The following is a 22,192-nucleotide window of genomic DNA, read 5'->3' on the forward strand; positions in this document are numbered from 1 at the left end:
ATCAGGACCGCTTCAGCCGTGCCGTCGTATGCCGTGTCGGTGCGGCCGACGACGGATCCTCGGGCCAGGGGTGCTTGGGATAGCGTCCGCGCAACTCCGCGCGGACGGCCCGGTATCCGTCCCGCCAGAAGGACGCCAGGTCCGCGGTCACGGCCGCCGGGCGCCCGGCGGGGGAGAGCAGATGGACCAGGACGGGCACCCGCCCGCCGGCCACCCGCGGCGACTCCAGCTGCCCGAACAGCTCCTGCAACTTGACGGCCAGCACCGGCTGTTCACCGGCGTAATCCACCCGTACCCGCGAACCGCTCGGTACCTCGATCCGCTCCGGCGCCAGCTCGTCGAAGCGGACCGCGTCCCCGGTCGCCCACGGCAGCAACCGCGCCAGCGCCGCCCCCGCATCGACCCGCTCCAGATCGGCCCGCCGACGCGCCCGCCCCAGCTCCACACCGAGCCATTCCCCGGCCCGTTCCAGCAGCGCCTCGTCCGACACATCCGGCCACGGCGCTCCCAACTCCCGGTGCAGGAACGCCATCCGCTGCCGGGTCGCGACCGCACCCGCCGACCAGCGCAGCAGCCCGAGCCCCCCCTGCCGCAGACCGGCCACCACCGCGTCCCGCAGCAGCTCCGGATCGGGCTTCGCCAACGGGCGCTCCGCCAGCTCGATCGCCCCCAGCCGCGTCACCGCCCTGGCCACGACGTTCCCACCGGCCCAGTGGACCTCCTCGCCGCGGGAATACAGTGCCCCCGCCGCCGCACACGCCGTCGCCTCGTCGATCACCGCGGCGAGCCGCACCCGCGCGGACGCGGCGGCGACCGGCCGGTCCGCGACCGCGATGGCCAGCCACCGCGCGTCCCGCAGCCGCGACCCCTCACCGCCCCGCGCCGCCGAACCGTGCCCCGGCCCCGCCGAGCCCGTCTCCGCCCGGGTGCCGGACGCCATCAGATAGCTGCCCGCACCACGCGCCCGCGCCACCCGCTCGGGAAACGCCAGCGCAGCCACCAGTCCGGCGACCCCATCGTCATCCCGGGCGCCGGCACTCCCAGCCCCACCCGCCTCGTCATACTCGGCCGCGCCCTCCGCCCCGGCCGCTCCCACCGCCGCGGCCAACCGCCTGGCTTCCTGCCGCCACCGCCCCGCATACGCATCGCCGCCCCGTCGCGCCGTACGCCAAGCCGCCACCAGATCGTCCCCGTACGCACGCGGCGGTTCCTCGCTCAGCAGCGCCACGACCTCGGCCGCCCGCCGCACACCGACCTCCCTCGCGCCGTCCCACAACGCGCGGGCCAGCCGCGGGTGCACCCCCAGTCGGCTCAGCCGCAGCCCCCGAGCCGTCGCCCTGCCCTCCGCATCCACCGCACCGATCGCGCGCAGCACGTCCCGCGCCGCCGCCAGCGCGCCGGCCGGCGGCGGATCCAGCAGCGCAAGACCGGCGGCCGACGGATCGCCCCAACAAGCCGCCTGAAGGGCGAACGCCGTCAGGTCCGCCACCTTGATCTCCGGATCGGGGAACCGTGGCAGCCGCCCGTCCTCCCCCTCCGACCAGCAGCGGTACACCACTCCTGGCGCCTCACGCCCGGCCCGCCCGGCCCGCTGCCGTGCCGCCGCCCGCGAGGCGCGCACCGTCGCCAGCGCACTGAGCCCGCGCGCATGATCCGTCCGCGGCACCCGTGCCAGCCCGCTGTCGACCACGACCCGGACCCCGGGGACCGTCAGGCTCGACTCGGCAACGGACGTCGCCAGCACCACCCGCCGCACACCGTCGCCGCCCGCCAGCACCGCGTCCTGCACCTCGGCCGGCGCCCGCCCGTGCACCTGGAGGACATCCGCGTCCACACCCGCCAGCTGCCCGGCCACCCGTGCGATCTCTCCGGCACCGGGCAGGAAACACAGCACGTCACCCACCTGCTCACGCAACGCCCGCCGCACCACGGCCGCCACATGCGACAGCAGCACGGGATCCACCCGCATCCCGTGCGCCGGCCGCACCGGCCGCTCCGGGGGAGCCCACACCACATCCCCCGCGTGCGACACACCCGCCGCGTCCACCACCGGAGCCGGCCCGTCCGCACCGCCCAGCAGCGCTGCCCACCCCTCCGCATCCGTCGTCGCCGAAGCCGCCACCAGACGCAGCTCCGGACGCAGCGTCTCGCGTACGTCCAGGAGAAACGCCGCGGAGGTGTCGGCGTCGAGGTGCCGTTCGTGGCATTCGTCGAGCATCACCACGTCGACGTCGGCCAGCTCGGGGTCGCGCTGCAGCCGCTGCAGCAGCACCCCGGTGGTCACCACTTCCACGACGGTCCGCGGCCCGGCCCGCCGCTCCCCGCGCACCGTGAAGCCGACCTGCTCACCGGCCCGCTCGCCCAGCAGCCAGGCCATCCGCCGCGCGGCCGCCCGCGCGGCGATCCGCCGCGGCTCGGCGACCAGCACCCGGCGCCGCGGCCCGGCACCCGTCAACCCTGCCAGCTCCAGCGGGACCAGCGTCGTCTTGCCGGTACCGGGCGGCGCGCACAGCACCGCGCTGCCAGGACCGTCGAGGGCGGCGCGCAGCGCGGGCAGGGCGGTACGGGCGGGCAGCTGAGCGAGAGCGTCGTGGCGGATCACGGTCCCAGTCTGCCGCCCCGCCGGACCTCACCTACGGGCACGCCGCCCCCAGTACCCTCAGCCGTCCGCCACGCACACGAAGATCGCTGTGCCCGGAATCAGATGCCCGCGCAGCGGCGACCAGCCGCCCCATTCCTGGGTGTTCTCATCCGGCCATTCCGGTTCGACCAGGTCCACCAGCCGGAATCCGGCAGCCGCCACGTCCCGCACCCGGTCGCCCAGCGTCCGGTGGTGCTCGACGTACACCGCACGGCCGGTCTCGTCCTGTTCGACGTAGGGCGTGCGGTCGAAGTAGGAGGCGGCGACGGACAGCCCCTCGGGGCCCGGTTCGTCGGGGAACGCCCAGCGGATGGGGTGGGTGACCGAGAAGACGAACCGGCCGCCGGGCCGCAGCACCCTGCGCACCTCGCGCAGCACCCGCACCGGATCGGCGACGAACGGAATCGCGCCATATGCGGAGCAGGCCATGTCGAACGCCCCGTCGCGGAACGGCAGGGCCCCGGCGTCCGCCTCCACCAGCGCAACCGCAGGCCCGCCCGAGCCCTCGGCGATCCGCAGCGCATGCTGCAACTGCCGGTGCGAGAGGTCGAGGGCGACCGGGTGTGCGCCCTGGGCGGCCAGCCAGCGGGCACACTGCGCGGCTCCGGCCCCGATCTCCAGAACCCGCAGCCCCGTCAGCTCACCGGCGGGCCCGAGCAGCGCGGCCCGTTCCTCGTCCAGCCCCTCGGGCCCCCAGACGAAACGGTCGTCCCCGAGGAACGCACCGTGCTCGCTCTGGTACTCGTCGGCGTTGCGGTCCCACCAGCCGCGATTGGCCCGGCTGCTTTCCGTTGCCGAGGCGTCACGTCGGGTCGCCTCCGGCTCGTACTCTTGGTTCATCGCGCCCGTCGTCGTAGTCTTCGCTGAGCTTGTAGCTGTTGGGACTGTGAGGCCGCAAAAGCCTCGCGGAACATCACGCGTGCCGGTTATAGGGCGTTCCGCCCTGGGTGTGCGCCTTCGCGCATTGACCGTGTCCGGCTGCCCCCGTATGCTACAAGTTGCGCTGCGGGCTTGTGCGCCTCAGACGGAGCAGGCCGCGCTCGCATCTGTATATATGTCCCCTCGGTTTTCGAGGCGCTTCAGTTGCTCCGGTTTTTTGCGGGGCTTCGGAGGATGCGCCTTTGACGCTGTCCGGCTTGTGCAGAGGCGATAACGGCTCTCGGCGTAGCAGTACCTACGACTTCAATGTCCGCACCGGAGCCCTTTCCCACATGACGAGCAGCACCGAGACCACCGCCACCACCCCGCAGGTTGCGGTCAACGACATCGGTAACGAGGAAGCCTTCCTCGCCGCGATCGACGAGACGATCAAGTACTTCAACGACGGCGACATCGTCGACGGCGTCATCGTGAAGGTCGACCGGGACGAGGTCCTGCTCGACATCGGTTACAAGACCGAAGGCGTCATCCCCAGCCGCGAGCTTTCGATCAAGCACGACGTCGACCCCAACGAGGTCGTCGCCGTCGGTGACGAGATCGAGGCCCTGGTTCTCCAGAAGGAGGACAAGGAAGGCCGCCTCATCCTGTCCAAGAAGCGCGCTCAGTACGAGCGTGCCTGGGGCACGATCGAGAAGATCAAGGAAGAGGACGGGATCGTCACCGGTACCGTCATCGAGGTCGTCAAGGGTGGTCTCATCCTCGACATCGGCCTCCGTGGCTTCCTGCCGGCCTCCCTGGTCGAGATGCGTCGTGTCCGCGACCTTCAGCCCTACGTGGGCAAGGAGCTCGAGGCCAAGATCATCGAGCTGGACAAGAACCGCAACAACGTGGTCCTGTCCCGCCGTGCCTGGCTGGAGCAGACCCAGAGCGAGGTCCGTCAGACCTTCCTCACCACCCTCCAGAAGGGTCAGGTGCGCTCCGGCGTCGTCTCCTCCATCGTCAACTTCGGTGCCTTCGTGGACCTGGGTGGCGTGGACGGCCTCGTGCACGTCTCCGAGCTGTCCTGGAAGCACATCGACCACCCCTCCGAGGTCGTCGAGGTCGGCCAGGAGGTCACGGTCGAGGTCCTGGACGTCGACATGGACCGCGAGCGCGTGTCCCTGTCGCTCAAGGCGACGCAGGAAGACCCGTGGCAGCAGTTCGCCCGGACCCACCAGATCGGTCAGGTCGTCCCGGGTAAGGTCACCAAGCTCGTTCCCTTCGGTGCGTTCGTGCGCGTCGACGAGGGCATCGAGGGCCTGGTCCACATCTCCGAGCTGGCCGAGCGCCACGTCGAGATCCCGGAGCAGGTTGTCCAGGTCAACGACGAGATCTTCGTCAAGGTCATCGACATCGACCTCGAGCGCCGCCGCATCAGCCTCTCGCTGAAGCAGGCCAACGAGTCCTTCGGTGCCGACCCGTCGGTGGTCGAGTTCGACCCGACCCTGTACGGCATGGCCGCGTCGTACGACGACCAGGGCAACTACATCTACCCCGAGGGCTTCGACCCGGAGACCAACGACTGGCTCGAGGGCTACGAGTCCCAGCGCGAGGCGTGGGAGAACCAGTACGCCGAGGCGCAGCAGCGCTTCGAGCAGCACCAGGCTCAGGTCATCAAGTCCCGCGAGGCCGACGAGCAGGCCGCGGCCGAGGGCGCTGCGGCGCCGGCGGCCACCGGTGGCGGCAACACGGGCGGCGGCAACGTCTCCGGTGGGTCGTACTCCTCGGAGTCGGCGGACAACTCCGGCGCCCTGGCGTCGGACGAGGCCCTGGCTGCGCTCCGCGAGAAGCTGGCCGGCGGCCAGAGCTGAAAAGCTCCCCGCTAGGCACTAGCCGATAGGCGAAGGCCCGTTCCCTCAAGGGGGAGCGGGCCTTCGTCGTGTCCGGCGCCGACCGGGCCCGCGGGTCAGCCCACGGGGACACCTGGGTTGGCGACGCCGCGGCCGCCGGTGACCGTATTGTCGCCCGCGATGGTGACCGGGCAGTCGGCCGCGTCGTAGTTGGTGATGTTGAATCCGTACCGGCCCTCCCCCGAGGCGCCGCTCAGATCGGACTTGTTGCCGCGGAAGGTCGTGCCGCAGCCCCAGCCGGGCTCCTGGCTGTGGGTCTCGTAACCGTTGTTGGTGGTGTGCCGGCCGGTGTTGTTCTCGACGAGGACGTCGTTGCCCTTCACGTCGACCCATGAGTCGTCGTAGTGGGCGCCGGTGAGGCCGCTGCCGTCGAAGGTGTTGCCGACGATCTTCGTTCCCGTGGTGCCTTCCTTGACGTCGACGTTCTCGCCGCCGACACCGGGCCCGATGGTGTTGTCGAGGATCTGGACGTGGTCGCTCTTGTCGTCGGTGCCGCCGGCGCTGCCGACGTAGACCCCTTCGCCCATGCCGCTGCCGCCCTTGCCGGTGTCACGGATCGTGGAGTTCTTGATGACGCCGTCCTTGCTGGACTTGCGGAAGTGCACGCCTTCCATGTCCAGGTCGTGGACGGTCACCGAGTCGATGACCACGCCGTTCGCGGCATCCATCATGATCCCCTTCTGGCCGCCTGCGACGGTGATCCCCTTGACCGTCCAGTAGGAGGCGCCGTTCAGGTGCAGGCCGTAGCCGCCGCCGGCGGTGAGAACCGCCTTGGACGAACCGGTGAGGGTGATCCGGGAGTCCGCGCTGCCGGCGGCCGACGTTTTGAAGTTCCCGTTGTACGTCCCGTCGGCGAGCTGGATGGTGTCGCCGGGCTTGGCGCCGGTCAGCGCGTCCTTGAGCTGGGCCGAGTTGGAGACGTTGACCACTCGGGCGGGTGCGGATGTGGGGGTGGCTACCGCGCCGGCGGTGCTGGTGAGGGCCGTGCCGAGGACCAGCGCCAGGGCGGCCGAGGTGGCGAGGAGGGGTCCGGTGCGCATTCAACTGCCTTCCCGTATATGAACGTCGGGCGGAAACATGAATCGCGAGGGTTCCGGAGAAACTAGGGGTATGGCCGTTCGACCGTCAAGGGTTGTGCGGTGGGGCACTCGGTGAAGCCTTGAAGTGGCGGCTGAGGATGGGGCGTTGGGTAGGTGTGGCCGTGGGGTGTGCGTCAGCCGTTGTTCCTGCGGTGTTCATATGGATGGACAGTGGTTGTGAGGGCATCCTGGCGGGATGGGCGGGACGGCGTCCGCAGGCCGGGCGGAGGAGACGAGTGAAGGCGCGGTGGACGGCGCGGCCGAATCCGGTGGCGCTGTGGTCCCGTCCGACGTGCCGTTCCCGCCTCGTCCGGGACGCGTCCGGGAATGCGGCACCCGCGCCGTACGTTCTTCCCATCGGACACGAGGAGGAGCGGTCACTGTGTTGGATCCCCAGGGGTTGTACGAATGGGAGCCGAGCGGGCTCGCGGCGGTAGAGGCCATTGCGGCCAGGGACTCCGCCGGGCTGGTGCTGCTGTACCACTTCGACGGCTACATCGACGCAGGTGAGACCGGCGACCAGATCGTCGAGCGCCTGCTGGACGGCTTGACGCACCGCGTCGTCGCCCGTTTCGACCACGACCGGCTGGTCGACTACCGGGCCCGTCGCCCGCTGCTCACCTTCGAGAACCACCGCTGGACGTCGTACGAGACGCCGAGCATCGAGCTGCGGCTCGTCGAGGACACGACGGGCGCGCCTTTCCTGCTGCTGTCCGGCCCCGAGCCGGACGTGGAATGGGAGCGCTTCGCCGCTGCCGTCCGGCAGATGGTGGAACGGCTGGGCGTACGGCTTTCGGTCAACTTCCACGGCATCCCGATGGGTGTTCCGCACACCCGCCCCGTGGGCATCACCCCGCACGGCAACCGCACGGACCTGATGCCCGGTCACGCCAACTTCTTCGACGAGGCGCAGGTGCCGGGCAGCGCGGAAGCCCTGATCGAGTTCCGGCTCGCCGAGGCCGGACACGATGTTCTGGGAGTGGCGGCACACGTCCCGCACTACATCGCCAGGTCCCCGTACCCGGACGCTGCGCTCACGGCCCTGGAGGCGGTGACGGCCGCAACGGGCCTGGTCCTGCCCGGCGCCGCGCACTCGCTGCGGACGGAGGCACTCCGTACCCAGGAGGAGATCGAGCGGCAGATATCGGAGGGTGACGAGGAACTGGTCGCGCTGGTCAGCGGTTTGGAGCATCAGTACGACGCGGTGGCGGGCGCCGAGACCCGCGGCAACCTCGTGGCCGAGGCGGTGGAACTTCCCTCGGCCGACGAGATCGGCAGGGAGTTCGAGCGTTTCCTGGCGGAACGCGAGGCGGACGGGGGCACGGCCTGAGCCGGGCGGCCTGTGAGCGCACCATGGAGGAGTGGCTCGGCGCACAGCCGGCCGTCGCCCCCTGGGCCCGCCGCCGTGGCAGGCGTATAGCGTGGGCCCATGGTGAAGGTGGGGCTCACAGGCGGAATCGGTGCGGGGAAGAGTGAGGTCTCGCGACTCCTGGCGTCGTACGGTGCGGTGATCGTGGACGCCGACAAGATCGCGCGCGAGGTCGTCGCACCGGGAACTCCCGGACTGGCGGCGGTGGTTGCGGAGTTCGGGGACGGCGTACTCGCGTCGGACGGCACCCTCGACCGGCCCAAGCTGGGGGGAATCGTCTTCGCTGACGCCGAGAAGCTGAAGGCGCTCAACGCGATCGTGCACCCGCTCGTCGGGGCTCGCTCGGCCGAACTCGAAGGGGCGGCCGGGCCGGACGCGGTGGTGGTGCACGACGTCCCGCTGCTGACCGAGAACGGCCTTGCGCCGCTCTACGATCTGGTGGTGGTCGTCGACGCGGCTCCCGAGACCCAACTCGACCGCCTGGTACGGCTGCGCGGGATGACCGCGGACGAAGCGAAGTCCCGTATGGCGGCCCAGGCATCCCGGGAACAGCGCCTGGCCGTCGCCGATCTCGTGATCGACAACGACGGCCGGATGGAGGACCTCGCACCTCAGGTGCGGGCGGTCTGGGAACGCCTGCGGGCTGCCTGAAGGGAAGGGCCGTTGCCCGGTGCCGCGTGGGTACCGGGCGGCGCGCGGTGGGGACGAGGGTAATGCGAGGCGTGGGCGGGGCCGGCATGCTCGTGCCCAGTGCCTCCCGGCCGGGGAGCGGCTGCGGACGGCGCGGTGGCGGGCGGTAGCCTCACCGCCATGAACGTTACCGATCCTGACGCCCGGTTGGCCGGACCTGACGCTGCGACCGCATCGTTCGTCGTCAACATTCCCGGCGTCCCGGATGCCGAACTGGAGCCGGAGCCGCTCGACCCCGCCCAGATCGTCTCCGGGGAGCCCGTCGTGACCGGAAAGGTGCTGTGGGAGTCGCCGGACGGACGGCAGGTCCGGGGCATCTGGCAGATCACGCCCGGCGTGGTCACGGACACCGAGGCCAACGAACTGTTCGTGGTCGTCAGCGGACGCGCCACCATCGAGGTCGAGGGCGGCTCGGTGCTCCAAGTGGGTCCGGGCGACGCCTGCGTGCTGCGCGAGGGCGACCGCACCCGGTGGACCGTGCACGAGACATTGCGCAAGGCGTACCACATCAGTTCGTGAGGGCCGAGGGCGCCGACGTCCCCTTCGTGGCCTTGGGGCTTCTGGGCCGGAGCCTGGGGGCCATGAAGTGCCGTCATACGCACAGCACATGAGGAGAGTGATGCGTCATGCCGCCGATTCCTGCTGATCCGACGGTGGTTCACCCGATGTCGGAACAGCCGCGCGTGGTGCTGCTGAAGCCGTTGGTCACGTCGCCGCTGATCCAGGTCGGGGAGTACACCTACTACGACGACCCGGACGATCCCACGGCGTTCGAGACGCGCAACGTGCTTTACCACTACGGTCCGGAAAAGCTGGCCATCGGCAAGTTCTGCGCGCTCGGCGAGGGGGTGCGGTTCATCATGAACGGCGCCAACCACCGTATGGACGGCCCCTCGACGTTCCCCTTCCCCATCATGGGCGGCTCGTGGGCCGACCACTTCGACCTGATCGCCGGACTGCCCGGCAAGGGCGACACCGTGGTGGGGAACGACGTCTGGTTCGGATACCGTGCCATGGTGATGCCCGGCGTCCGCATCGGCCACGGGGCGATCATCGCTTCGGGCGCCGTGGTCGTCGAGGATGTCCCCGACTACGCGATCGTCGGCGGCAATCCCGCCGGGATCATCCGCTATCGCTTCGGTGACGCGGACATCGCGCGCCTGCTCTCCCTCGCCTGGTGGGACTGGCCCGCCGAACACCTCACCGCCCACATCCGGACGGTCATGTCCGGCAGCATCGATGCTCTGGAGGCCGTTGCCCCGGCCGAGGCATAGCCCACCGTTGCCTGCGGCCGCGACCGGGCTTCAGCCGGAGGTACCGGCCCGCGGCCCGGCCGTTTTGCGGCGCTGTCCGTACCGGCTGGGTGCCTACTGTGGAAGGGCACCTGCCGGGACGGGAATGCCCCGGCGGCCGCGCCTGTTGTGCGGCAAGTGACGCCGATGACGGGTGGCCGATGCCTGCCCGAACGGCGCCGGAGAGGAGACGGCCGTGCCCGAGCGCAGCCCCGAGACCCATGTCATCGACTTCCGTGCCGCGGAGCACCTGTTGGCCGCCCGCGACCCACGGGGAGCGGTCCGCCTGCTCGACTCCGTCATCACCGCGCACCCGGAGAACACCGCGGCACGGCTGCTGCGCGCTCGGGCCTTCTTCCTGGGAGCCCAATTGCGCCCGGCGGAGCTGGAGTTCCAGATCGTGCTGGACCGTGAGCCGGACAATGCGTTCGCCCACTTCGCCCTGGGCCGCACCCTTGAGCGTGCCGGCCGACCCGAGGAAGCCCTGCGGCACTTCCGCCTCGCCGCTGCTCTGGACCCTCGCCCCGACTTCATCGAAGCGGCACGCTTCGCACGGAGTGAGGAGGACGGGAGCCCCGGGCGGCCTGGACCGATCTCCGGGCCTTGACCTGACCTGTCCCGGCCTGGCCGTGCGTGCCGCACGGCCGCAGGGGCGGGCCCTGATCCTGCCCCCAGCCCCTGACCTCGCTATGGGCTATGGGCTCTTGGTCAGCTCCTGCTTCTTCTTCGCGCTCGCGCAACCGCGGCGTTCCGCTGGCTGTACGGCCGCTTCGGTGGACCATCGAGCGCAACCACCACCGACAGCCCACTGCGCAACGGACATCCGTGGGGCTTCACTGTTCTACGATCCGGCCCTGCGTCCGCGACCGGAAGAACTCGGTCTTTTGAGGGCGCCGTTCCGCCCGTGGTCCGGCTCGTACGGCGGTATCTCCTTGCCCGGTTGGTAGTGGGCTCCCTGGTGGATGTGCCGGATCACCAGTGTCAGATCCGTAGCGGTGATCGCCGCCAGCGCGGCACATGCCGCCGCCCATTCCGGTCTGCCGGCCGCGATGAAGGCAACTGTCCCGGCGGCGGCCCACAGCAGGCCCCACAGCGCCAGCCCACACCGAATCTTCAGTGGGCTGCGTGCGTGGAGGGGTTCATTTCCCGTACGCATTGGCACCCATCTCCCTTCTCCATGGTCCTCCCGATCGGTGTGTCCGTCACCTGTCTCCTTGTGTTGATTCGTCGTGGACCGTCGGTAGTGGACGGGCTTGCGGCGGTCTCTTCGTGGCCCTCGGCACGGGCTGTTCGTCTGGGTGGAGGTGAGCGGTCGCCGTGAGGCTGGGTTCAGAGGGGCGAGGATCACCGGCCGGGTGCCCGTTGATCCAGGACAGGCCGCCGATGTCGAGACGCGATCGGGCACGTGTCACCGCCACGTACGCCAGGCGGGCTTCATCCACGTCGATCGGGCCGGGGAGCGGCGCCCCGTCATCGCCGCGTTCATCGAGATCATCGGGGCCCGTGAAGTCACCCGCGATCCGTACGCTGTCCCATTCCCGTCCCTTGGCCCGGTGCACCGTGGACACTGTGACTTCGGCGATGTCTTCGGGGGAGAGGCGGTCCAGGGCGCGCAGGACGGCATCGGCGCCGTGCTCATCGACGAGTTCGACCAGCGGCAGCAGGTCGCGTCCGGCCGGGTCGCACTCCGCGTATTCGCGTAGCTCGGCCCAGGATTCGAACAGCATCAGCTCGGGGTGTGCCGTGCGCCGGCCGGACTCCAGGGCGTGTGCCGCGCGGGCCAAGGCGCGCAGAGCGTCGCCGCCACCGGCCAGTGCTACCCGGCGGCCCGCTTCCAGCTGCCATATCACCTCCACCATGGCTCCGGCGTTCGACCGGCACAGGACAGCCTGCGGCTTGGGGACCTTTGACAGTTCCGTGGCGAGCCACGGCGCGCCCGTGAGCCGGATCGGGGCATCGGCGATGGCCAGCCAGCGGTTGGCTTCGGTGGCCAGGGCGGGCCCGAAGCGAAAGGAGCGGGAGAGGCTGAGCTGTTGGCCCGGGAATCCGGCCATGACATCGCGGGCGCCGCGCCAGCCGTAGATGGCCTGTGCCGAGTCGCCGACCAGCACCAGCTGTGCGTGTCCGCGCTGTGCGGTGAATACCTGCTCGACCACAGGGTTGGTGTCCTGCGCCTCGTCCAGGAGGAGAACGTCGGCGGCGACGACGGGATCTTGCAGCGCCCACATCTTGAGGTAGTGGTCGTGCTCGAACCGGACGACGCCGTGGTCCGGATGCTGCAGATCCGCCCATGCCTTGCGTGCGTAGGGGAGCACGAGATCCGCCAGCCGACGGTGCAGCGGCTCGGACTCGGCCCCGCGCAGGGATGGGACATGCTGATGCCCGATGTCCTTGTCGGCGGATTGGCAGAACCGTGTGACGGTCCGCAGGACGGTGTAGGAGAGTGCCTTGTGAGTGACCTTGCGTGGGCCGAGGCGTAAGGATGTTCCGGCGTCGATGCCCAGGGCCGCTCCTGCCTTCCATCCCGCCTGCCGGGGTGCGTTCATCCGGGCCTGGTAGTGCCTGCCGATGGCGGCGTAGGCGAGGGCGTGTGCGGTGCTGCAGGTGATCTTGGCGGGGAAGGTCCGTGCGGCCTCGCGTGCGATGGCTTTGTTGAAGGCGATGTAGCGGCCCTGCCTGCCTTGGCTCCGTGCTTCCTGCGCGAGCATCGCGAGCGTGGTGGTCTTTCCCGTTCCGGCGCCGGCCTGGATCACTAGATCGGACCCGCTCCGGAACGCTTCTGCCGCGGCTGACTGCTCGGGTGTGGGGACTTGGGTGGGGGCAGGTGCGGACATGAGAACTCCTCAGAGGGATTGAGTGATCGCTGAGAGTTAATTCGTCACTCACGGTAACTGTTTTGTGGTGCGGGTGCGAGGAGTTTCGTGGGCCTGTGGATAACTCCGCGCCGACGGTTGCTGCAGATCGTGTGCACGGTCGAGCGCGGGGACGGGGACGTTGTGCGGGGCGGATTGTCAGTGGCGTCTGCTTCTATCGATTCCGAGGCGGTGGCACAGGTTCGCGGGGGGACGCAGCCCGGATCCCTCGGTGTAACGGCGCCCCCTACCGCAGGAGCAGGTGCTGGGCGAGCAGGAAATTGTCGTTGTGGAGGGGGAGTGGTTGTCGTGAGTGCAGGCGCGGTCGGAATCGTCGGATCGCGTACCCGGGCCGCGGCGTCGCCGACTGGGGGCGGTGATCACGGGTCGCTCGGCGTCGGGGGGAGAAAGGGGCGGGCGAGCACGATGGAGGAGGGGCAGTGCGCGCGATCGTAGACTCGCAGGTCGGGGCCGCCGGGAAGGGCCCGCAGGCGGGGAAAGCATCGTGAGCGGTATGGAGAGACCGAGTTCCAGGGGACGGCATGGCGAAGCGAGATGAGGCGGCGGGGCAACCCTGGCCGCCGCGCCGTGCCTTGTCCATCGCGGTCGGCGACACCGGGGACGGGGGCCCCGTCCCGAGCCACTGTGCTGTGACCTTCCTTCCAGCGCAGCCTCCGCGCAAAGGCCGGGTCGCCTTCTGGCGGCCGGACGGCGGCTCGCTTCCGGATCTCGCAACCAAGAGCGATGAAGCGCCCGGGGGAGCCGAGGCCGGTGGTGGCCGGCTTCCCGCCGAGCGGTCGCGGCTGACCGTGGCCCGTAGGCACGGTAACGGCGCCCGCAGCCGTGCAGTCCCTGCCGTGCTGCTGCCCGTGGCCGAAGCGGTCCCGCTGCTGATCGGCGCCCGGTACGACCCGGCCGCCCACCCTGCGGCGGCCGGCTGGGGTGCGGCCGCGCTCCATGCTCTCCACCTGGTGGCGCGCGGACGGCTGCTGCCCGGACTGACCGACGCGGACACCGATGCCTGGCGGGCGGGCCCTCTCGCTCCGGAGGACGCCGCACACCTCCGGGCCATCGCCGCCGCGATGCCCGCCGATGCTTACGCCACACCGCTCCCCGGTACCCGCCCACTGCGGCTGCCGGACCCCGCAGAGCTGGTCAGACACTTCGTCGACGCGGTCGTCGACGCGCTGCCGCGTACACCTGCCGCCGCCCTCATCACCGGCGCCCCGTTCGCCGCGCAGCCGTCCCAGCAGATCCCCGGTGCACGCGAGTGGGCCGCAGAGGTGGCAGCCGGGGTGGACGCCGGCGTACGGCTTTCCCTGCGCCTGGACCTCGCTCCGCACCGGCTCTTCGACACCAGCGAACCGCCCTCCGCCGACACCGTGGACGAGACCGGCACGGAGGGCGGCATGCCGGAGCACGGCGCTGCGGCGGCCGTGCTCCAGGTGCACAGCCTCTCCGACCCCACCCTGGTCGCCGACGCGCGGGACCTGTGGGAGGGCCTGGGCCCCGACCGGTTCGGCGCGCGGGCCCGTGTCGACACGCTCCTCGCGCTCCGCCGGGCAGCGCGGGTATGGCACCCGCTCGGCCGCCTCCTGGAGCGGCCGATCCCCGACGTACTGCCACTCGGCGAGGACGAGCTGTACGAGTTGCTCGGTCCGGCGGCGCCGCGGCTCAAGGCCGCCGGTGTGACCGTCCACTGGCCCAAGGAACTGGCCCGCGGGCTGACGGCCGCCGCGGTGCTGCGCCCCGCTCCAGGGTCCGCCGCGGACGGTTTCGGCTTCTTCGACACCAAGGAACTGCTGCAGTTCCGTTGGCAGATGACCCTCGACGGGGTGCCCCTGACCGAAGCGGAAATGGACGAGCTCGCCGAGGCGCACCGTCCGATGGTGCGGCTGCGCGACCAATGGGTAGTCGTGGATCCCGCGCTCGTCCGCAGGGCCCGCAAACGCGAGTTGGGGTACGTGGACCCGGCCGACGCGCTCGCCGCGACGCTCTACGGCACCACGGAGGTGGACGGCGAGGAGGTCGAGGTGGTCCCCCTGGGGGCGCTCGCCGCACTGCGCGACCGCCTCACCGTCGAAACCCGCCCGCTGCCCCAGCCACCCGGACTGCACACCACCCTCCGCGACTACCAACTCCGCGGCATGACCTGGCTCGACACCATGGCCTCGCTCGGCCTGGGTGGCTGCCTCGCCGACGACATGGGGCTGGGCAAGACCGTCACCGTCATCGCCCTGTACCTCCACCGGCGCCCGCCCGCCCCCGTTCTCGTCGTGTGCCCCGCCTCCCTGCTGGGCAACTGGCAGCGCGAAATCGAACGCTTCGCCCCCGGTACGCCCGTACGCCGCTTCCACGGTGCCGGGCGCAGCCTCGACGATCTCGACAGCGGCTTCGTCCTGACGACCTACGGGACGATGCGCAGCAGTGCCGCCCAACTCGCCGCCCGCTCCTGGGGATGGGTCGTCGCCGATGAGGCGCAGCACGTCAAGAACCCGCGGTCCTCGACGGCCAAGGCGCTGCGCGACATCAAGGCTCCCGCCCGCATCGCCCTCACAGGCACCCCGGTCGAGAACAACCTGTCCGAACTGTGGGCTCTCCTCGACTGGACCACTCCGGGGCTCCTCGGCCCGCTGAAGACGTTCCGCGCCCTGCACGCACGCGACGTCGAAGGTGGTGAGGACCCGGACGCGGCGCGGCGGCTCGCCCGGATGGTGCGCCCGTTCATCCTGCGCCGCAAGAAGTCCGACCCCGGTATCGCGCCCGAACTCCCGCCCAAGACCGAGACGGACCACCCGGTGGCGCTCGGCCGCGAACAGGCCGCGCTGTACCGAGCGGTCGTCCGGGAAACCCTCGCCAAGATCGAAGCCGCCGAGGGCATCGCCCGTCGCGGGCTGGTGATGAAGCTGCTCACCGCGCTCAAACAGATCTGCAATCACCCGGCGCAGTACCTGAAGGAGGCCGCGCCCGGCCTGGTCGCCCGCTCCGGGAAGCTCGAACTGCTCGACGAACTCCTCGACACCGTCCTCGCCGAGGGCGGCGCCGCCCTCATTTTCACCCAGTACGTGGAAATGGCCCGGCTCCTCGAACAGCACCTCCGCACCCGAGGCATCCCGAACCAACTCCTGCACGGCGGTACCCCCGTGGCGCAACGGGAGGCGATGGTCGACCGTTTCCAGTCCGGTGAGGAACCCGTGTTCCTGCTGTCCCTCAAGGCCGCGGGGACCGGCCTGAACCTCACCCGCGCCGGACACGTGATCCATTACGACCGGTGGTGGAACCCCGCGGTGGAGGAACAGGCCACCGACCGCGCCTACCGCATCGGCCAGACCCAGCCCGTCCAGGTTCACCGCCTGATCGCCGAGGGCACCGTCGAGGACAACATCGCCGACCTCCTCGCCGCCAAGAGGGCACTCGCCGACACGGTGCTCTCCGGGGGCGAGGCGGCGCTCACCGAACTGTCCGATGCCGAACTGGCCGACCTCGTCTCCCTGAGGAGGCCCGCATGAGCCCTCACTCCGCCGACGGGCCCGGCCGTCGCACAACAGGTGCGCCGGGCCCGGCACCGGGCGCGTCGTTCCGGAACCGGCACACCGCCTCCGGGCGCGCCGCCGCGGCGGACCGACTGGCCCGCGCCGACCGCTCCCGCACCTTCCCGCCCCTGCCGTCCCGCAGCGGTGACGAGGCATTCGCCGCGTCCTGGTGGGGAAGCGCCTGGTTGGACGCGCTGGAAACCACCGCCCTGGACGGCGCCCGCCTTGCCCGCGGCCGGACCTACGCCGCCGACGGACACGTGGACACCATCAACGTCACCCCGGGGCGCATCCTCGCCACCGTGCGAGGCAGCAGGCCCCGCCCGTACAGTGCCGAAATCCGTCTGCGGACCCTCACGGACGAGGACTGGTCCGCGCTCCTCGACGCCATTGCCGCCGAGCCCGACCACCTCACCGCCCTCCTGGCCAAGAAGCTGCCCGAAGCCCTCGCCGACGGCGCCGTACGACTCCTTCCGGGACCGGGCGACCTCGTTCCCCGCTGCTCCTGCCCGGATCATGGGAGGCCCTGCAAGCACGCCGCGGCGCTCTGCTTCCAGGCGGCCCGCCTGCTGGACGCGGACCCATTTGTGCTGCTGCTGATGCGCGGCCGTGGAGAACGCGAACTCCTCGACGACCTCACCCGCCGCAGCGCGGTCCACACTGTCCGCGAGACGCGCGAAACCCCGAGGACGGCGCCGTCGGACCGGGCCAGGAAGACCGCCCGTGGACTCCCTCCCGGCTCCGCAACCGGCGCTGCCCCCGTGGCGAACGGCCGTCCCAGCAGCGAAAACCCCGCCTCGTATGCACCACTTCCCGCCCAACCGGAGGCCGCGCCCCACGGCGCCGCCGCAGGCCGTGAGCTTTCGCCGGCCTCCGCAGTACGAGGCATCCTCGCCCGCGACGCGCTTGCCGAGCGCCCGCGGCCGCCGCTGCCACCGCCCTTCCCACCGCCCGCACAGCCCGGCGCGGCACCAGCCCTCCCCGACGGCGACGATCTCCCGTTCGACCCCGCAGCCCTCGAATTCCTCGCCGCCGACGCGGCCGCCCGCGCCCACGCCTGCCTGACCGCAGCCGCTCGGCCGCCCGGCCCCGCCCGCACACCGGTGCCGGGCCCGTTCCCCGCGCTCACCCCATGGGAGGACGCCATCCGCCTGGCCGCCACCGCCCACCCCACCGCGGGCCTGACCTCCACCACCCGCGCGCTCTTCCGCGATCTCGCGGCCGCCACCGACCGCGCCCCCGCTGACGTGGCGCGGGCCGTCGCTGCCTGGCGCCAGGGTGGCCTCGAAGGGCTTTCCCTCCTGGAGGAGCCGTGGAACCCACCGGCGGGCGACTTCGACCGCGCCCGCAGCACCCTGCTGGCCGCGGACCTGCCGGCCATGCGCCCGCAGGACAACCGCCTCACCGACCCCCAGCGCCACGTCCAGCTCAGGTACGGGCACGACGGCCGCTGGTACCCCTACGAATCCGAGCCCGGAGCCGAGGACTGGTGGCCCACCGGCCCCGCGGACCCCGACCCCCTGGGCGCCCTCACCGACCTCCTTGCGCGATGACTAACCTCGTCACCGTGGAAGGTCTTGACACACTCACCCGCTCCCTCGCCCGGCGCACCCCCGCACAGCTCGCCGCGCTCCTCACCCGGCACGCCGAACCGCTCTCGCGCCGTCCCGCAGCAACCGAACTGCGGGGCCTGGCAGCCGCGTTGTGGTCGTACGAAACCCTCCACCACCTGGTGCTGCACCTCGACCACCCGCGGCTCCAGGTACTCGCGGCCACCGCCCGCATCAGCCAGGACCGCGCCGGCCGCGGCACCCCCGCCCCGGCTGCCCCCTCCTCCGGCGCCGACTACCAGTCCCTGATGGCACACCGGCTGTCCTTCCCCCAGCTGGCCAGCGAGCCCGTGCCACCCGAGGAGACCTACGCCGCGCTCGACGCCCTGGACGGCCCCGCCCGCACGGCCGCCGAACGCGCCCTCGGCTCCCTCTACGACGACGGCCTCGCCGCCCCCACCGATGACGGCCTGATCGTCGTCCCACCACGCACCGCACAACTCCTGGCCGCCCACCCTCTCGGACCGTTCACCCCCGCCGCACCGCGCCCCGCGCCGTACGACGCCGGAGGAGCTGCCCGGCCCGGCATCGCTACCGTCGGCCCGGCCCCGCTCCATGACGAATCCGCCGCGGCGGCGTCCGCCCTCGCCACCGCCGTCGACCGCCTGCTCGCCGCCCTCGCGACGCATCCCGCGGCGCTCCGCAAATCGGGCGGCCTGGCCGTCCGCGAAATCAAACGCCTGGCCAAGGCCGCCGGCACCACCGAGCCGCACACCCGCCTGCTCCTCGACCTCACCCTCGCCGCCGACCTGATCGCGCTGACCCGCACTCCTTCCGGCATCACCGCGCTCCCCACCAGCGCGTACGACGACTGGCTCGCCCGCACCCCCGGCGCGCGGCTCGCCCCCGTGATCGCCGCGTGGCGGACACTGCGGGACGTTCCCACCCACACCCCCTTCGGGGAAACCCCGACGGCGCTGGTACGCGGCCACGACCGGCATGCCCCAGCCCTGCGGCACGGCTTGCTGGCCGCGCTGGCCACGGTTCCCCTCGGCGCCGGAGCACCCTTGCCGCCCCTGCCGCCCGAAGGGCACCCCGGGTGCGACGGAACCGGCCGCACCCCCTTGCAGGAGCTGCTGCATGCTGCCGAGTGGCACCGCCCGCTCGCTGTCGCCGCGCAACCGATGACCGAGGAGCGCGCCGCGCACACCCTCCATGAGGCGGCCCACCTGGGCCTCGTCGCGCACGGCACCCTCACCCCGCTGGGCTGCGCCCTGCTCAACGACCCGCACGACCTCGACGGGACGCTGGCGGACCTGTTCCCTCCGCTCCTCGAACACGCCCATTTCCAGGCGGATCTGACGGCCGTCGTGCCGGGCCGTCCCGCCGCCGACCTCGCCGAACTGCTCACCGCCGCCGCCGAACGCGAATCCGAGGGCCACGCCGTCACCTGGCGCTTCACCCCTGGCTCCGTGCGCCGCGCGCTGGACGCGGGGCACCCGCCCGGCACCCTCATCGACGCGCTCACCACTGCCTCGGCCGACGGCGGCCTCCCGCAGCCGCTCGTCTACCTCATCCGGGACACCGCGCGCGCCCACGGCCGGATGCGGGTCCTCCCGGCGGCCTGCTGCATCCGGTCCGACGACGAATCCCTGATCGCTGAACTCGCCGCCCACCGTGCCCTGCGCGACCTGGGCCTGCGCGCCGTCGCCGGCACGGTCCTGGTGAGCAGCCGCCCGCCCGCCGACACCCTCAAGGCACTTCGAGCAGCCGGCTACGCCCCCACCCTCGAATCCGATGAGGGCGTCACGACCATCGAACGCCTGCCCACGCACCGCACCCGAGCTCCCGTCCCCGCCCAGCGGCCGAACGCCGCGCTCGCCCTCGCACACCGCCTGCTGGGCACCGAACCACCAACGGAACGGGACGCACCGACCGGACGTACATGAAGCAGACCGGGGCGACGGAGCCCGACCGCCGGCCCACGGTGCCGAGCCCATCGTGTCCAGGCCACTGCCGCCCGCCCGCTTGCGCACGTTGCCCTGCCTACCGAGCAGCCGTATTGCCTTCGCCCGGCACCCCGCCGACCAGGCCGGTCTGCCGATCAGCCCCGGCTCGGCGACCGGTCCTTCCGAATGCTCCCGCGGGCGTCCGACGAGTTATCCACAGGCCCGCCGCGGTGTCACTGCCGTCAAGTAGCGTTTCGGAGTACGGAATCGGGGAGGGCCGATGGGGAGGGGCGAGGCAGAGATGGAGAGCCGGGGCGTGGGCGACGGGGGCGTACGGAACGAGATTTCTGGGGAAGTGCACGGGCCGGTGGTGCAGGCCGGCGTGATCGAGGGCGGCGTACGGTTCGAGCTGCCGCGGCCGGAGGTGCCGGTTCCTCGCCAAGTACCTGCGGCCCTGGCGCAGTTCGTCGACCGTGAGCCGGTGCTCCAGGCCATCGACAGCTGGGTGGCGGACGCCGGCGGGGCACCGCGGCTCGCCGTGCTCAGTGGACTCGCCGGGGTGGGCAAGACCGCCACGGCGCGGAGATGGGCCCACAGGAAGGACGGCGGATTCCCCGGTGGCGAGTTCTACGTCGACTTCTCCGAGCTGCGGGTCCAGACGGGCGGCGATGTCTCGGCAGGTGTGAGCCGGTGCCTGCGCGCGCTGGGGGTCGAGGACCGGTATCTGCCTCATTCGCTCGGGGAGTTGTCCGCGATGTTCCGCAGCCGCACGGCGGGGGAACGGGTGCTGATGGTCCTCGACAACGTGACCGAACCGGCACAGGTACGGGCACTGATCCCGGGCGGCCCGGGAAGCGTGGTCCTCGCGACGAGCCAGGGGCGGCTCGGCGAACTGATACAGGACGGAGCACGGCTGATGCCGCTGGAACCCCTCGGTGCGGAGCACGGACTGCAACTCCTCAAGGACCTCTGCGGGGACGCCCGGATAGCAGCGGCGGAGGAGGCCGCCGAACGGATCGTGGAGTGGTGCGGAGGGTTGCCGGTCGCGCTGCATGTGGCCGCCGCCCGTCTGGTGACGCATCCGCGGCTGTCCGTCGAGGCACTGGCCGGCGAACTCGCCGACGAACACAGGCGGCTGGACGCACTGAGGGTCGGGAAGGATCGCGCCGTGGCGGCCGTGTTCGGCATGGCCTACGACGGGCTGCCCGAGGAGGATGCACGGCTGTACCGCGTGCTGGGCATCTACCCCGGGCGCCGCTGGGACGCGGAGACGGCCGCGGCTGCCGCAGGCACGACCCTCGGGCAGGCCCAGGAGCAGTTGGACAGCCTGGAAACGGCGAGCCTGGTCACTGCGGCGGCCGACGGGCGCTACGACTTCCACGATCTGGTCCGCCTGCACGCACGGGAACAGGCGATTCGCGTGGAGAGCGAGCAGGAGCGGGCCGCAGTGGTGCGGCGCGCGGTGGACCATCTCCTCATCCGGGCCGGGCAGGCCGATCGGGCCGTGATGGCGGGGCGCATGCGGATCGGCCGGTACGTCGAGCGGCTGGGCGAAGCCGACGAAGCCCTCTCGTTCGGCAGCCGGGGCGAGGCTCTGGACTGGATGGACAGCTGGCGGGGCGAGCTGCTGTCGGCCCAGCGCGCCGCCGCCGCGCACGGCTGGCACCGGCCGGCGTGGGAACTCGCCGAGGCGCTGACGGCCCTCTACCTCAACCGGCGCTATCTGAACGACTGGGCCGAGTCCGGTGAGCTGGGCGCGGCGGAGGCCGCCGCGGACGGCAATCCGGCGGCCGAGGCCAGGCTGCGTGCGCTCCTGTCCCGCCCTCTGATGGACCGCGACGAGCTGGACCGGGCCCGCGCCGAGCTGGAGACCGCGCTCGCCAGGGCCGACGAGTCGGGCCATACGCTGCTCCGGGCCTCCGTCCGCGAGTTCTACGGCCGGTACTGGGACCGCTGCGAACCGTCGCGCGCCATCGCCACGTACGAGGAGGCGATGACCTTCTACCGCGAGGCGGGAGACGAACGCGGCATCGCCATCGGGCTGTACTTCATGGGCTGTGCGCAGGCTGCCGCAGGGCGTACGGAAGAGGCACTGGGCACTCTCCAGGACGCCTACGACCGGTTCCTGACGATCGACGACCGGCGGATGGGCGCACGCGCGCTGGCGGCGATCGGAGGCGTCCAACGCGGGCTCGGGCACACCGATGAGGCGCTCAGGGTGCTGGAGGAAGCCGTCGGGATGCTGCGGGAGCGCGGGGCCGTGCACTACGAGGCGCACGCTCGTGAGGTGCTCGCGGAGATCGCCGAAGAACAGGGCGACCGTGAGGCGTGGCGACGGCATGTGACCCGGGCACTGGAGATATACGAAGCGGGCGGCGGTCCGCGTGCGGAGGACCTGCGACGCCGTCTTGAGGCTTCAGCGGAGCCCACCGACGAGGCGGAGCAGTGATGTTGCGGCCGCGAACCTCT

At 71.6% G+C, this 22,192-nt stretch carries 15 protein-coding genes; 10 read left to right on the forward strand and 5 right to left on the reverse strand.

Annotated elements, in window-relative coordinates:
• Position 1: 1 nt before the first annotated feature.
• The gene (gene hrpB / locus LIU39_RS07155) at positions 2-2,602 is read right to left on the reverse strand and encodes an ATP-dependent helicase HrpB (protein WP_227045719.1); all 2,601 of its coding nucleotides are present in this window, start codon (positions 2,600-2,602) and stop codon (positions 2-4) included.
• A 57-nt stretch (positions 2,603-2,659) separates the two neighbouring features.
• On the reverse strand, positions 2,660-3,481 hold the full coding sequence (locus LIU39_RS07160) for a class I SAM-dependent methyltransferase (protein ID WP_227045720.1): 822 nt from the start codon (positions 3,479-3,481) through the stop codon (positions 2,660-2,662).
• A 371-nt stretch (positions 3,482-3,852) separates the two neighbouring features.
• Here LIU39_RS07160 and rpsA point away from each other — a divergent pair, with 371 nt between their 5' ends.
• Positions 3,853-5,370: a 30S ribosomal protein S1 gene (rpsA, locus tag LIU39_RS07165; protein ID WP_227045721.1), complete on the forward strand. Its 1,518-nt coding sequence runs from the start codon at positions 3,853-3,855 to the stop codon at positions 5,368-5,370.
• Between the two features lie 95 nt (positions 5,371-5,465).
• On the opposite strand, the gene LIU39_RS07170 is transcribed toward rpsA, so the two are convergent.
• Entirely contained in the window at positions 5,466-6,449 is a 984-nt protein-coding gene (locus LIU39_RS07170; protein ID WP_227045722.1) for a right-handed parallel beta-helix repeat-containing protein, read from the reverse strand.
• A gap of 421 nt (positions 6,450-6,870) precedes the next feature.
• Between LIU39_RS07170 and LIU39_RS07175 the strand changes: the two genes are divergently transcribed.
• From LIU39_RS07175 to LIU39_RS07195, 5 genes are all read left to right on the forward strand, one after another.
• On the forward strand, positions 6,871-7,818 hold the full coding sequence (locus LIU39_RS07175) for a proteasome assembly chaperone family protein (RefSeq protein WP_227045723.1): 948 nt from the start codon (positions 6,871-6,873) through the stop codon (positions 7,816-7,818).
• A gap of 99 nt (positions 7,819-7,917) precedes the next feature.
• Positions 7,918-8,508, forward strand: coding sequence for a dephospho-CoA kinase (gene coaE / locus LIU39_RS07180; protein ID WP_227045724.1), 591 nt, complete (start codon positions 7,918-7,920; stop codon positions 8,506-8,508).
• Between the two features lie 159 nt (positions 8,509-8,667).
• On the forward strand, positions 8,668-9,066 hold the full coding sequence (locus LIU39_RS07185; protein WP_372463822.1) for a cupin domain-containing protein: 399 nt from the start codon (positions 8,668-8,670) through the stop codon (positions 9,064-9,066).
• A gap of 107 nt (positions 9,067-9,173) precedes the next feature.
• Entirely contained in the window at positions 9,174-9,821 is a 648-nt protein-coding gene (locus tag LIU39_RS07190; protein ID WP_227045725.1) for a CatB-related O-acetyltransferase, read from the forward strand.
• A 214-nt stretch (positions 9,822-10,035) separates the two neighbouring features.
• Positions 10,036-10,446, forward strand: a complete 411-nt coding sequence (locus LIU39_RS07195) for a tetratricopeptide repeat protein (protein ID WP_227045726.1) — start codon at positions 10,036-10,038, stop codon at positions 10,444-10,446.
• Positions 10,447-10,680: 234 nt separating this feature from the next.
• Here the strand turns inward: LIU39_RS07195 and LIU39_RS07200 are convergent, their stop codons facing one another.
• Both LIU39_RS07200 and LIU39_RS07205 read right to left on the reverse strand, forming a co-directional pair.
• Positions 10,681-10,995: a DUF6343 family protein gene (locus LIU39_RS07200; RefSeq protein WP_227045727.1), complete on the reverse strand. Its 315-nt coding sequence runs from the start codon at positions 10,993-10,995 to the stop codon at positions 10,681-10,683.
• A 46-nt stretch (positions 10,996-11,041) separates the two neighbouring features.
• On the reverse strand, positions 11,042-12,673 hold the full coding sequence (locus LIU39_RS07205; protein ID WP_227045728.1) for a UvrD-helicase domain-containing protein: 1,632 nt from the start codon (positions 12,671-12,673) through the stop codon (positions 11,042-11,044).
• A gap of 560 nt (positions 12,674-13,233) precedes the next feature.
• Between LIU39_RS07205 and LIU39_RS07210 the strand changes: the two genes are divergently transcribed.
• The 4 genes from LIU39_RS07210 to LIU39_RS07225 all read left to right on the forward strand — a co-directional run bounded on the left by LIU39_RS07210 (position 13,234) and on the right by LIU39_RS07225 (position 22,172).
• The gene (locus LIU39_RS07210) at positions 13,234-16,200 is read left to right on the forward strand and encodes an SCO1167/SCO6262 family helicase (protein ID WP_227045729.1); all 2,967 of its coding nucleotides are present in this window, start codon (positions 13,234-13,236) and stop codon (positions 16,198-16,200) included.
• A complete protein-coding gene (locus LIU39_RS07215) occupies positions 16,197-17,777 on the forward strand; it encodes an SWIM zinc finger family protein (protein ID WP_227045730.1) in 1,581 nt (526 codons plus the stop codon). Before LIU39_RS07210 ends, LIU39_RS07215 begins: the two co-directional genes overlap by 4 nt.
• Positions 17,778-17,791: 14 nt before the next feature.
• A complete protein-coding gene (locus LIU39_RS07220) occupies positions 17,792-19,723 on the forward strand; it encodes a helicase-associated domain-containing protein (protein ID WP_227045731.1) in 1,932 nt (643 codons plus the stop codon).
• Positions 19,724-20,039: 316 nt separating this feature from the next.
• The gene (locus tag LIU39_RS07225) at positions 20,040-22,172 is read left to right on the forward strand and encodes a tetratricopeptide repeat protein (RefSeq protein WP_227045732.1); all 2,133 of its coding nucleotides are present in this window, start codon (positions 20,040-20,042) and stop codon (positions 22,170-22,172) included.
• Positions 22,173-22,192: the final 20 nt, after the last annotated feature.

The organism is Streptomyces pinistramenti, assembly GCF_020564935.1.
Classification (GTDB): domain Bacteria; phylum Actinomycetota; class Actinomycetes; order Streptomycetales; family Streptomycetaceae; genus Streptomyces; species Streptomyces pinistramenti.

What these genes read in the sequence shown, in the direction of transcription:
- LIU39_RS07200 (WP_227045727.1), bottom strand. Translation starts at nt 10,995, where the DNA reads ATGCGTACGGGAAATGAACCCCTCCACGCACGCAGCCCACTGAAGATT.
- LIU39_RS07185 (WP_372463822.1), top strand. Translation starts at nt 8,668, where the DNA reads ATGAACGTTACCGATCCTGACGCCCGGTTGGCCGGACCTGACGCTGCG.
- LIU39_RS07205 (WP_227045728.1), bottom strand. Translation starts at nt 12,673, where the DNA reads ATGTCCGCACCTGCCCCCACCCAAGTCCCCACACCCGAGCAGTCAGCC.
- LIU39_RS07215 (WP_227045730.1), top strand. Translation starts at nt 16,197, where the DNA reads ATGAGCCCTCACTCCGCCGACGGGCCCGGCCGTCGCACAACAGGTGCG.
- LIU39_RS07170 (WP_227045722.1), bottom strand. Translation starts at nt 6,449, where the DNA reads ATGCGCACCGGACCCCTCCTCGCCACCTCGGCCGCCCTGGCGCTGGTC.
- LIU39_RS07210 (WP_227045729.1), top strand. Translation starts at nt 13,234, where the DNA reads ATGGCGAAGCGAGATGAGGCGGCGGGGCAACCCTGGCCGCCGCGCCGT.
- LIU39_RS07160 (WP_227045720.1), bottom strand. Translation starts at nt 3,481, where the DNA reads ATGAACCAAGAGTACGAGCCGGAGGCGACCCGACGTGACGCCTCGGCA.
- LIU39_RS07190 (WP_227045725.1), top strand. Translation starts at nt 9,174, where the DNA reads ATGCCGCCGATTCCTGCTGATCCGACGGTGGTTCACCCGATGTCGGAA.
- rpsA (WP_227045721.1), top strand. Translation starts at nt 3,853, where the DNA reads ATGACGAGCAGCACCGAGACCACCGCCACCACCCCGCAGGTTGCGGTC.
- coaE (WP_227045724.1), top strand. Translation starts at nt 7,918, where the DNA reads ATGGTGAAGGTGGGGCTCACAGGCGGAATCGGTGCGGGGAAGAGTGAG.